At 64.1% G+C, this 11,676-nt stretch carries 8 protein-coding genes; 7 read left to right on the top strand and 1 reads right to left on the bottom strand.

Annotated features, from left to right (window positions below; all coding sequences use genetic code 11):
• Both ACM9LZ_RS19525 and ACM9LZ_RS19520 read left to right on the top strand, forming a co-directional pair.
• The coding region (locus ACM9LZ_RS19525) for a beta strand repeat-containing protein (RefSeq protein ID WP_416621190.1) at nucleotides 1-3,233 on the top strand (3,233 nt) is incomplete at its 5' end.
• Entirely contained in the window at nucleotides 3,220-5,016 is a 1,797-nt protein-coding gene (locus tag ACM9LZ_RS19520) for a tetratricopeptide repeat protein (protein WP_416621189.1), read from the top strand. The genes ACM9LZ_RS19525 and ACM9LZ_RS19520, both read left to right, overlap by 14 nt.
• Nucleotides 5,017-5,234: 218 nt before the next feature.
• On the opposite strand, the gene ACM9LZ_RS19515 is transcribed toward ACM9LZ_RS19520, so the two are convergent.
• Nucleotides 5,235-6,182: a LysR substrate-binding domain-containing protein gene (locus tag ACM9LZ_RS19515; RefSeq protein WP_416621188.1), complete on the bottom strand. Its 948-nt coding sequence runs from the start codon at nucleotides 6,180-6,182 to the stop codon at nucleotides 5,235-5,237.
• Nucleotides 6,183-6,301: 119 nt separating this feature from the next.
• Here ACM9LZ_RS19515 and metC point away from each other — a divergent pair, with 119 nt between their 5' ends.
• Genes metC through ACM9LZ_RS19490 form a run of 5 tightly spaced genes read left to right on the top strand, consistent with a single transcriptional unit; the run spans nucleotide 6,302 to nucleotide 11,567 of the window.
• Nucleotides 6,302-7,480, top strand: a complete 1,179-nt coding sequence (gene metC, locus ACM9LZ_RS19510; protein WP_416621187.1) for a cystathionine beta-lyase — start codon at nucleotides 6,302-6,304, stop codon at nucleotides 7,478-7,480.
• Nucleotides 7,481-7,505: 25 nt separating this feature from the next.
• Entirely contained in the window at nucleotides 7,506-8,561 is a 1,056-nt protein-coding gene (locus tag ACM9LZ_RS19505) for an amino acid ABC transporter substrate-binding protein (RefSeq protein WP_416621186.1), read from the top strand.
• Between the two features lie 11 nt (nucleotides 8,562-8,572).
• Complete coding sequence (locus ACM9LZ_RS19500; protein WP_416621185.1) at nucleotides 8,573-9,733, top strand: amino acid ABC transporter permease; 1,161 nt, start codon at nucleotides 8,573-8,575, stop codon at nucleotides 9,731-9,733.
• On the top strand, nucleotides 9,730-10,839 hold the full coding sequence (locus tag ACM9LZ_RS19495; protein ID WP_416621184.1) for an amino acid ABC transporter permease: 1,110 nt from the start codon (nucleotides 9,730-9,732) through the stop codon (nucleotides 10,837-10,839). Before ACM9LZ_RS19500 ends, ACM9LZ_RS19495 begins: the two co-directional genes overlap by 4 nt.
• Nucleotides 10,836-11,567, top strand: a complete 732-nt coding sequence (locus ACM9LZ_RS19490) for an amino acid ABC transporter ATP-binding protein (protein WP_416621183.1) — start codon at nucleotides 10,836-10,838, stop codon at nucleotides 11,565-11,567. The genes ACM9LZ_RS19495 and ACM9LZ_RS19490 overlap by 4 nt, the downstream gene beginning before the upstream one ends.
• Nucleotides 11,568-11,676: the final 109 nt, after the last annotated feature.

Genomic DNA, 11,676 nt, shown 5'->3' with positions numbered 1-11,676 from the left:
GCGGCAGCGCCAACCTGACCGGCTTCACCAGCAGTGGCCTGGTGAACAGTGACAGCATCAGCAGCGTCAGCCTGACCTCCACCGGCAGCGGTACGGCGGCGAGTGTGGGCAGCTACACGATCAGTGCGGCCGATGCGTCCGGCACGGGCCTGTCGAACTATTCGATCACCTATGTTGACGGTACCCTGACCGTCAACCCGGCGGCCCTGACCATCACCGCCAGCGATGCGACCAAGACCTATGGTGACGGCATCAACCTGATAGGCTTCACCAGTAACGGTCTGCTGAATGGTGACAGTGTCGACGGATTGACTTTGTCTTCCGTCGGTTCCGACGTCACCACCAATGTCGGCAGCTATACGATCACCGCGTCCGGTGCTTCCGGCGACGCGATGGCAAATTACTCTATCACCTATGTCGACGGCACCCTGGCCGTCACGGCCAAGGCGCTGACGGTGACGGCGGCCAATGCCACCATGGTCTATGGCAGTGGTATTGCCTTGACCGGCTATGCCGTTGATGGCCTGATCAATGGCGATAGGATCACCGGTGTTTCCCTGAGCAGCGACGGGGAGATGGGGCGTGCCGGGGCTGGCACGTTTGCCATTAACGCTTCGGCGGCTACGGGTGAAGGCCTTTCGAATTACGCCATTACCTATGCCAGCGGCACATTGACGGTTGAGCGGGCGGAACTGACCATCACGGCTTCCAATCAGGTGAAGGCCTATGGCCAGGAGCTGGCGCTGACGGGCTTCACTGCTTCGGGTCTGGTCAATGGCGATACGATCTCTGCGGTCGCGCTGTCCAGCGACGGCGCTGCGGCGAATGCCGTGCTGGGTGTCTATTCGGTCAGGGCCAGCGGGGCCACGGGCACCGGTCTCAACAATTACAATATCAGCTACGCTGACGGGTCGCTGACTGTCGGCAAGGCGGTGCTGACCATCACCGCAACCAACGCCAGCAAGGTTTATGGCGGCAGCACAAGCCTGTCCGGTTTCTCCGTATCCGGCCTGCTGGGCGGGGATAGTGTCAGTTCGGTCACGCTGTCCAGTGCGGGTCTTGATGCCACGGCCGCGGTCGGCACCTATGTCGTCACGGCCAACGGGGTCAGTGGCACGGGCCTCGACAATTATGCCGTATCCTATGTCAATGGGTCACTGACCGTGACGCCGGCTCCCCTGACCGTGACGGCCGGCAATGCCAGCAAGGTTTATGGCAGCACGCCCGGTCTGACCGGCTTTAGCGTCGCCGGGCTGCTGAACAATGACAGCATCGCGGCAGTCAGCCTGTCCAGCGCCGGTGTTGACGCCACCGCCGCCGTTGGCACCTATGCTGTCCGGGCCAGTGGGGCCAGCGGGTCCGGCGTCGGCAACTACACCATCACCTATGTCGATGGGCAGATGACGGTGACGCCCGCCTCGTTGACCATCACCGCGGATAGTACCTCCAAGATTTACGGCACCAGCGCCAGTCTCAGCAATTTCACCAGCAGCGGCCTGCTGAATGGTGACCGGGTCGACAATGTCGCCCTGTCCAGCAGCGGCGCCGATGCCGGGGCCACGATCGGGACCTACCGGATTTCCGCCTCCGGGGCATCGGGTTCGGGTCTGGATAATTACACCATCACCTATCTGGACGGTAATCTGACGGTCGACAAGGCGACGCTGACGGTCACTGCCAATGATGCAAGCCGCACCTATGGCACACGTGGGGACGGCTTGGCCGGGTTCAGCACGTCCGGTCTGGTCAATGGTGATCAGGTGACAGGTGTCAGCCTCACAGGGCCGGCGATTGATGTCACCACGCCTGTCGGCCGCTATGACATCACCGTGTCTGACGCGACCGGCACGGGTCTGGGCAACTACACCATCCTTTATGCCAGCGGCAGCATGACCGTCACACCCGCAACCTTGACCATCACCATGGCGAACGTTGTCAAAACCTATGGCCAGACGGTGGATCTGTCAGGGTACAGCGTCGCGGGTCTGGTCAACAGCGACGCTGTCACAGGCGTCAGCCTGTCCAGCGCCGGTACGGTCGCCACAGCATCAGCCGGAACCTATGCCATCAATGGCGGGGGGGCCAGCGGCACCGGCCTGGACAACTATACTGTCAACTATGTCCCCGGAACGCTGGCCGTCAACCGTGCCCCGCTGACTGTTACTGCCGGCAATGGCAGCAAAGTCTACGGTCAGACAGCCGGCCTTACAGGCTTCACCGCTGCCGGTCTGGTGAATGGGGACAGCGTGACGGGTGTCAGCCTGTCCAGTGCCGGCAGTGCGGCGACGGCATCGGTAGGCACCTATGGTGTGACGGTGTCGGCGGCTGCCGGGACGGGTCTGTCCAACTACACCATCACCTATGCCAACGGCACCCTGTCCGTGACGCCGGCAGCACTGACCATTACGGCAAGCGCCGCTACCAAGACCTATGGTGACAGCCTGTCTCTGACGGGCTTTACCAGCAATGGCCTGGTCAACGGCGACACGGTGGGCACCGTGATCCTGACGTCCAGCGGCACGGCAAACACGGCCGCTGTCGGCGCCTATACCGTTACCGCATCGGGTGCCGACGGTATCGGTCTGTCCAACTACACGATCATCTATGCCAATGGCATCTTGACGGTGAACCCGGCCGCCCTGACCGTCATGGCAGGAAATGCCAGCAAGGTGGCCGGGACCGCTCTGGTGCTGTCTGCCTTCACGACCAGTGGTCTTCTGAATGGTGACAGCGTGCAGCAGGTGACCCTTGACAGCCCTGGCGCACCGGCGGCAGCGGTGGCCGGCAGTTACGTCATCACCGCTGCCAATGCCACCGGCACGGGACTGGGCAACTACGTGATCCAGTATCAGACTGGTACCCTGACCGTCACGGCACCGGCCCCCGTTCTGACGGCCAGCACGGTTCAGCGTCAGGTGGTGGCGGCCATTGTGCCGACTGCCAGTCTTGCGGCCCCCACCACCAGTGTCGCGCCGACCAGCACGGCAACGACAGCAAGTACCACATCGACAAGTTCAACCAGTTCGGCGTCCAACTCTTCTTCCTCTTCCCCGACGTCCACCTCGTCGTCCGGTGGAACCTCGGTGGAAGCAACGGGCACGACCGGCGGATCCACCGCGACCGGCCAGAACCTGCCAATCGCGGTGGCTGGATCGGAAGGCGGCGGTGTATATGAACAACTGCAAATGACCTCCGACCCCATCAAAGGCGCTGAACAAGATGAGCGTAAGTAACAATGTCGACTTCTCCATCCCTGTGGTGGAGCGTGCCGGCGCGGTGTTGATGGAGATCGGGCGTCGGGTGCCGGCATTTGCCCAGGGTTTGCACCTGCAATCCGCGGGCAAGCTGCCAGAGGCGCGCAACATCTTTCTGCAATTGACCGAGCGGCCGGAACTGACGGCCCCCAGCCTGCACCAGTTGGGCGTGATCGCCGCGTTTGAAGGCGACAATATACGCGCCGCCGGCCTGTTCGAACATGCGTTGAAGCTGGAGCCTGAAGAACCGCTTTATTACTGCTCGCTTGGCACGGTGTTCGAGCGGATTGGGGATATGCCGCGTGCCGCAGCGGCGATGGTCAATCTGGCCGTGATGCTGCAGACCAAAGGCCGCCATGCCGACGCAATTCCGCTTTATCACCGTGTCCTGCATCTGTCGCCGCTGAATTACTCGGCCTGGGTCAATATGGGGACCGGGCTGGCGTGGATGGAGCAGTCGCGTGAGGCCATTGTTCCCCTGATCATCGGGGTCATCCTGTTCGGCCGTGTGCTGCCGGAAGCGCGCGACCTTGGCAACCAGCTTGTGGACGAAATGGGCGACAGGCTGCCCGAACTGACAGCAGCCCTGGCCCAGTTGCCGGACGGCATGCCCGATGGAAGGCTGGAGCGGCTGGAGGAGGTGTTGCAGACGCTGGACAAGGCGCTACGCACGGCCGGGTTCATCGATGCCACCGTCATGGCGCTCAACGTGGCGCTGAAACTGGCGCCCGGCAATGCGCTGGCCCGCTGGAACCATTCACTGGCCTGTCTGGCCCGGGGCGATTTCGCCACCGGCTGGGCGGATTACGAATGGCGCTGGGTCTGGGATCAATTCCCGGAACCGCGCCGTCTGTTGTCCGCCCCCCGCTGGCAGGGGGAGACGCTGGAGGGCAAACGTGTCTATGTCTGGGGTGAGCAGGGGTTCGGTGACATTCTGCAATTCACACCCCTGGCCCGCATCCTGAAGGAACGCCATGGCCTGGCCGAGGTGATCCTGGAAGTGTCGGCCCCGCTGGTCCGTCTGATATCGTCGGTTCTGGAGGGGCCGGGCTTCCGTGTCGTGTCGCGCCCGGACAATCCGCATCAGTTCAGCATTGATGATACACCCGACTATCATGTGCCGCTGCTCAGCCTGCCGCATATGCTGTCGCTTCGGGTTCCGGATCTGCCGCTGCTGCCCGGCTGGCTGACCCTGCCAGCGGCGGAGGTGGCGCGCGGTGCCTCATTGTTGCCGCCACGTCAGGAGGGCAAGCGCCGGATTGGCGTGGTCTGGGCCGGCCGGCCACAGCATTCGGAAGATGCGCGCCGGTCCTTGCCGCTGTCGCTGCTGGGGTCCATTCTGGATGCCGTGCCGGATGCACAATGGATCTCTTTGCAGGTAGGTCCGCGGGCGGCCGACTGTCTGGCCTTCAAGGGAAGGCTGCATGACATGAGCCCGGTTCTGCAGGACTTCATCGACACGGCAGCGGTGATTGCCAATCTGGATCATGTGGTGGCCGTGGATACAGGTGTCGGCCATCTGGCCGGGTCCATGGGTACGCCTGTGTCACTGCTGCTGGCACATTCGGTTGACTGGCGCTGGGGCATCGGGGGGGAGCGCTCTCCCTGGTACCCTAATCATCGTGTCCACCGGCAGGCAGCATTGGGCGATTGGAAAAGCGTGATCACCGCCCTGCGCGAAGAACACGCCGCACCAATCACTGGTGACGAACCAAACCTGGCCCCCCGGCGCAGGAAGTCCGGCAACGCGGCTGACAAGTGATCGATGGCAGGGTGACTGCGGGTTCCTATGCCCTCCCGTAGCTACCACCACCCCCGTGTTTCGATGACTGATGCCAGATCCCGGTGAGAGCAACTCACCGGGATCTGGTCCGGCGGCGACCACCGCCGGTTTGTCCTGACCGGAAGGCCGGAGACTTTCGTTTTCATCAAGAGTCGGCGCCGCGTGCGCGCCTTCATGCGGCGCGGCAGAGGGCTCCTTCACTGTCGGCTGGTGGATCCCGGTGCCGTTTCGCCCGGCCGGGCCCGGCCCGTCCCCGGCAATGTGACGCGGTCCCGGAAATGCAGCAGTTCGGCCACGAAGCTTCGGACCAGCCGGTTCTTCTGTGTGTCGGGGCGGAACAGCAGATAGGATTTGAACTGCACATCCGGCTTGAACGGCCGGAATACCAGCCCCCGGTCCGCATAGCCGTCGGCGGCAGCCGGGTTGACCAGACCTACCCCGACACCTTCCAGAGCCAGGGCGCAGATCGTGCCGGCGCTGGGGGTTTCCACGATGATTTCGGGTCTGGCACCGGCATTTTCCATGATCTCGGTGATCCTGTGGCGGGCCCGGTCTTCCGGTGCCAGCGCGATGAAGGGCTGACCGTCCAGATCGGACGGCCCCACCATGGACCGCGTCGCCAGCGCATGGCCGGGCGGGATCGCCAGCACGGCCCGGAAACTACTGAAGATACGATGCTCCACCCCGGAAAGGTCGACCTCGTCGGCGGCGATGCCGATATCGAACTGCTGATTGGCGACAAGGTCGCGTACCGACGAGGATGACAGGACCTGAAGGGTGATGGCGATATGCGGGTTCTTCTGCCGGAAGGTGTGAACGGCCTTCGGCACAAGTGTGGAACCGAACGCTGCCATGCTGGCGATGCGCAGACTGCCCGATCCGAAATCCCGGATGCGGGCGGCCGATGCGCGCAGGCGGTCCAGTCCGATGAAGCTGCTGTTCACGTCACGGAAGAACATCTGTCCTTCCGGTGTGGGCACCAGCCTGCCCTTTATCCGGTCGAACAGCCCGAAACCCAGGCTTTCCTCCAGCTCCACCAGCGCGCGGCTGACGGCCGGCTGGGTGATGCGCAGCAGTTCGGCTGCCCGCGATGCCGAACCGCTGATCATCGTGGCGCGATAAATTTCCAACTGGCGGAAATGCATGGCAGTGGGTCCGGGATGGGGAGGGGTATAAGGTCTATGCATGGACCTGTGTGATCAGGTCAATTGAATTTGTACCCTTATGCCCACACATTCGTGTAGTCAACATCACGAGGAACGTCATGCGCGACCTGTCCCGGTGCGTCATCCACCCCGCCGTTTCGCACGAAGGTTTCGCCAGTCTGGGCGTGCCGACCTATCGCGCTTCCACCATCGTTTTCGAGGACGCCAAGTCCTATACGAACCGCAAGTATCGGGGGCCGGACGGCTATACCTACGGCCTGCATGGCACGCCGACGACCCGCACCCTGGAAGCACAGCTTTCAGCGCTGGAGGGGGGGGAGCGGACGGTGATCGTGCCGTCGGGTCAGGCGGGTATCACCATCGTCTTCCTGACGGTGCTGCTGCCGGGCGACCATGTGCTGATCCCGGATACGGCCTATCCGCCCTGCCGGGGTTTCTGCGAGAATTACCTGAAGCCGCGGGGTGTGGAATACACGGTCTATGATCCGCTGATCGGCGCGGGGATCGCGGCGCTGATCAAGCCGAATACCAGGCTGATCTGGATGGAAAGCCCCGGTTCCACGACCATGGAATTCCAGGATGTGCCCGCCATCGTGAAGGTCGCGAAGGATCGCGGCATCCTGACCGGATGCGACAATACCTGGGCCACGCCGCTGCTGTTCAAGCCGCTGGCCCATGGGGCGGATTTCTCGTCGGAGGCCCTGTCCAAATATGTCGGCGGCCATTCCGACCTGCTGATGGGGTCGATCAGCGTCAAGGATGTGGCCCTGTTCCGCCGGATGAAGGACACGATGCGCATGATCGGCATCGGCGTGTCGCCGGATGATTGCGGGCTGGCCCTGCGCGGGTTGGAGACGATGGGCGTGCGCATGCGCCATGCCGGTGCGGTGGCGACCGAGTTTGCCCGCCGTCTGGTGGAACTGCCGGCGGTGGAGCGGGTGCTGCACCCGTCGCTGCCCACCTGTCCGGGGCATGAGATCTGGAAACGGGATTTCGCAGGCGCGTCCGGCGTCTTCTCCGTCGTGCTGAAGCCGCCGGCCAACGCGGTGATCGAAGAGGCATTCGGCGTTCTGAAGACCTTTGCCATCGGCGCATCCTGGGGCGGCACGCGCAGTCTTGTCGTGCCCATGGCGATCAAGGCCGACCGGGTGGCGACCAACTGGACCGACGAGGGCCTGATCCTGCGCATCTCCATCGGGATGGAAGATCCGGAGGACCTGTGGACCGATCTGGAGGCGCTGTTCGCGGCGCTGGCCATTCCCGTCCTGGGTGGTTGAGGCGACAAGCGGGGAGGGCGGGCCCATGCGAGGGATCGGCAAGCGGCTTCTGGCGGGGGTGTGCCTGTTGGCACTGGCCGCCTGCGGCCAGCCGGCGGCGGAGCGGAAGCAGACGGCAAGTGGCCCGGCGGGCGGCACGCTGAAGGCCGTGCGTGATCGCGGTTACGTCAATTGCGGGGCCAGCACGGGCACGGTGGGATTTGGCGCACCGGACAGCCATGGCTATTGGCGCGGGCTGGACATCGAGACCTGCCGCGCCGTGGCGGCCGCCGTGCTGGGCGACAAGGACAAGGCGCGCTTCGTGCCCCTGACGGGGCAGCAGCGCCTGACCGCCCTGCAAAGCGGGGAGATCGACATTCTGCCCCGCACCACCACCTGGACCCTGTCGCGCGACGCCAATGGCGTGAATTTCACCCTGCCCAATTACTACGACTATGACGGGATCATGGTCCGCCGGGACAGGGGCGTGACCAATTCGCGTGAACTGGACGGTGCGTCGGTCTGTGTGCAGACCGGATCGACGACGGAGGTGACCTTCACCAATCTGATGGCGTCCGTGGCGCCGAACCTGAAGGCCGTGATCTTCGACAGCACGCAGGCGACAAGGCAGGCGTTCTTTTCCGGCCGCTGCGACGCGCTGATTACGGATGCGTCGGGCCTGGCCTCGGTCCGCGCCACCATGGCCAGCAACCCGGACGATTTCATCATCTTCCCGGCGGATGGCAAGCTGTCCCCCCTGACACCGGCCGTGCGGCATGGCGACGACCAATGGTTCGACATCGTGAAATGGTCGTTCCAGGCGCTGCTGATGGCCGAAGAACTGGGCATCGATCAGGCCAATGTCGATGAGATGCGGCAAAGCCAGGACCCGACCATCCGCCGGTTCCTGGGCGTGGAGCCCGGCAATGGCGCGGCACTGGGCCTGGACGAGGAATGGACGTACCGCATCGTCAAGCAACTGGGCAATTACGGTGAGATGTTCGACCGCAATGTCGGTGCCGGCAGCCCGCTGAAGCTGGATCGTGGTCCCAACCGCCTGTTCCGCGATGGGGGCCTGATGGTTCCCATGGCATTCAATTAAGGGGGGCGGGGATGACGAGCCTTTCCGCCCTTTTCCATGACACCCGCACCCGGCACATCTTGCTGCAGGCCCTGCTGCTGACGGCGGTTGCCGGTGGTGTCGGCTGGCTGGTTCACAATACCGCCAGCAATCTGGATGAACGCGGCATTACCGGCGGCTTCGGCTTTCTGGAACGGGCCGCGCGCTTTCCCATCGCGGAAAGCATCATCAATTACCGCCCCACCGACAGTTTCGGGTGGGCCTTCCTGGTGGGGTTGGGCAATACGCTGTTCCTGGCCGTGACCGTGGCACTGACGGCGACCTTCCTGGGCCTTGGCGTGGCGCTGGCCCGTCGGTCGGCCCACCCGCTGACCAGCGGGGCCGCCACGGCCTATGTGGAGGCGATGCGCAACACGCCGCTGGTCGTGCAATTGCTGTTCTGGTACGCGCTGCTTACCCTGGGTCTGCCCAATATCCATGCGGCCTTCATGCCCCTGGACGGTGTGATCCTGGCCGATCGGGGGCTGTACCTGCCCCGGCCTGTGATCATGGGTGACAAGGGACCGTTCCTGGTTTCGCTTTTGCTGGGGCTGGCGGGTGCTTTGGCCGCATGGCGGTATGGCCGGATGCAGCGGTTGCGCACGGGCATTTCCAATCATTATGGCCGGATCGGCCTGGTTTCCGCCCTGCTGCTGGCGGGTCTGGCCTGGGTTTCCTCCGGCCTGTCGCTTGTGCTGGACCGGCCCGTCATCGGGCGGTTCAATCCGACAGGCGGCATCGGCCTGTCGCCGGAATTCACGGCGGTATTCGCGGGCCTTCTGCTCTATTCCGCCGCGTTCATCGGGGAAATCATCCGCGGTGGCATCGACGCGGTGGACAAGGGCCAGTGGGAGGCGGGGCGGGCGGTTGGCCTGACTGAACGCACGATATTGCGCCTGATCATCGTCCCGCAGGCCCTGCGTGTGATCATCCCGCCCATGACCAGCCAATATATCAACATCACCAAGAACACGACCCTGGCCCTGGCTGTCGGTTACCCCGACATCGCCCTGGTGGCGGCCACGACCATCAACCAGACAGGCCAGGCGGTGGAAGGCATCCTGATCCTGATGCTGGTCTTCCTGACCATCTCCATCACCGCCTCACTGTTCATGAACTGGTACAACCGGCGGATCGCCCTGGTGACGCGATGACGGATATGACCCAACCCACGCCCGTCTTCGTGCGCACGGCACCCACCCCGGCCCGCGCAGCCCCCCTGGCCGAACGCCGGCCCCTATGGCGCCTGCTGTTTGGTGACATGGTCAGTGCCGGCATGACCCTGATCGGGCTGCTGGGGCTGGCCTGGATGCTGCCGCATCTTCTGTCCTGGGCCGTGATCAATGGTGTATGGGCCGGCGCGGGCGCTGAATGCCGGCAGGCCGGCGCCTGCTGGGCCTTCCTGGCCGAAAAATATCCGCAGATCCTGTTTGGCATCTATCCCCCGGCCGAACAATGGCGGCCCATCGCCGTCTGCGTCCTGATCCTGGGTCTGGGATTATGGAGCCTGCCGCCGCGTAACTGGACGAAGCTGACGCTGGGCCTGTGGGTGGGCGGCATGCTGGGCAGCCTTGTCCTGATGGGCGGCGGCGTTCTGGGGTTGAGGCCGGTGCCGACATCGGCCTGGGGCGGGCTTCCCGTCACGCTGCTGCTGACCGTCTGGTCGCTGGGGCTGGGTTTTCCGTTGGCCGTGCTGCTGGCGCTGGGCCGGCGGGCCAGCCTGCCCGTGCCCCGATACCTCTCCATCGGCATCATCGAGCTGATCCGGGGCCTGCCGCTGCTGTCGCTGCTGTTCATCGCGTCGATCCTGCTGCCCATCATGCTGCCGGAGGGGGTGAGCATCGACAAGCTGGCCCGTGCGCTGGCCGCCATGACCCTGGTATCGGCCGCCTATATCGCCGAAGTGCTGCGTGGCGGGCTGCAGGCCATTCCGAAGGGCCAGACGGAAGCGGCTGCCGCGCTGGGCTTGAACTGGCGGCAGACGACCCGCCTGATCGTGCTGCCACAAGCGATTGCCAAGGTCATCCCGCCGCTGACCAGCACCGTCATCGTCATGGTCAAGAATACCAGCCTGGTCCTGGTGGTCGGCCTGTTCGACCTGTTGAGCGCGGGCCGCGCAGCACTGGCCGATCCCGACTGGCCGGCACCGTTTGCCGAGACCTACCTGCTGATCGCGCTGATCTATTTCACGATCTGCTTTTCCATCTCCCGCTATGCGCGCTGGCTGGAAACGCGGATGTCCAAGGGGAACCGCCGATGAACGCCGTGGAACTGTCCCGCGTCAATAAATGGTATGGCGACTTTCATGTCCTGCGCGACGTGGACCTGACCGTGGCCAGGGGGGAGCGGATCGTGATCTGCGGCCCGTCCGGGTCCGGCAAATCCACCCTGATCCGCTGCATCAACCGGCTGGAGGAACATCAGGCCGGAAAGATCGCGGTGGAGGGCACGGAGCTGACCGGCGATGCCCGCAGCGTGGAGGCGGTCCGCCGCCGTGTCGGCATGGTGTTCCAGCAGTTCAACCTGTTCCCGCACCTGACCATCCTGGAGAACTGCACGCTCGCCCTGACCCAGGTGAAGCGCATGCCCAAGGCACAGGCGGAAGAGATCGCCATGGCCTATCTCACCCGCGTGCGCATCCCCGATCAGGCGCGCAAATTCCCCGGTCAATTGTCGGGCGGTCAACAGCAGAGGGTGGCCATCGCACGCGCCCTGTCGCTGTCGCCGGAGATCATGCTTTTCGACGAACCGACCAGCGCGCTTGACATGGAAATGGTCAAGGAGGTGCTGGACATCATGGTCGAACTGGCCGGTGAGGGCATGACCATGCTGTGCGTCACGCACGAGATGGGCTTCGCCCGGCAGGTGGCCGACCGCGTCATCTTCATGGATGCCGGCCAGATCGTGGAAGCCGCAAAGCCGGCTGATTTCTTTACAAATCCGCAGCATGAGCGGACCCGGACGTTCCTGGGCCAAGTGCTGCATTGACGGGAATGACAATGCCAGCCCGACAGGCACCGCCATGATCTCATAAACCCGCCATCACCCCGACCGCATCGGACCTTTTTTCCACGGAAGCCCGCCTTCCGTGAACGGG

Source organism: Niveispirillum fermenti (genome assembly GCF_048066175.1).
Lineage (GTDB): Bacteria > Pseudomonadota > Alphaproteobacteria > Azospirillales > Azospirillaceae > Niveispirillum > Niveispirillum fermenti.
The sequence above is the reverse complement of the archived record's forward strand: the minus strand, read 5'-3'. Positions and strand labels throughout refer to the sequence as shown.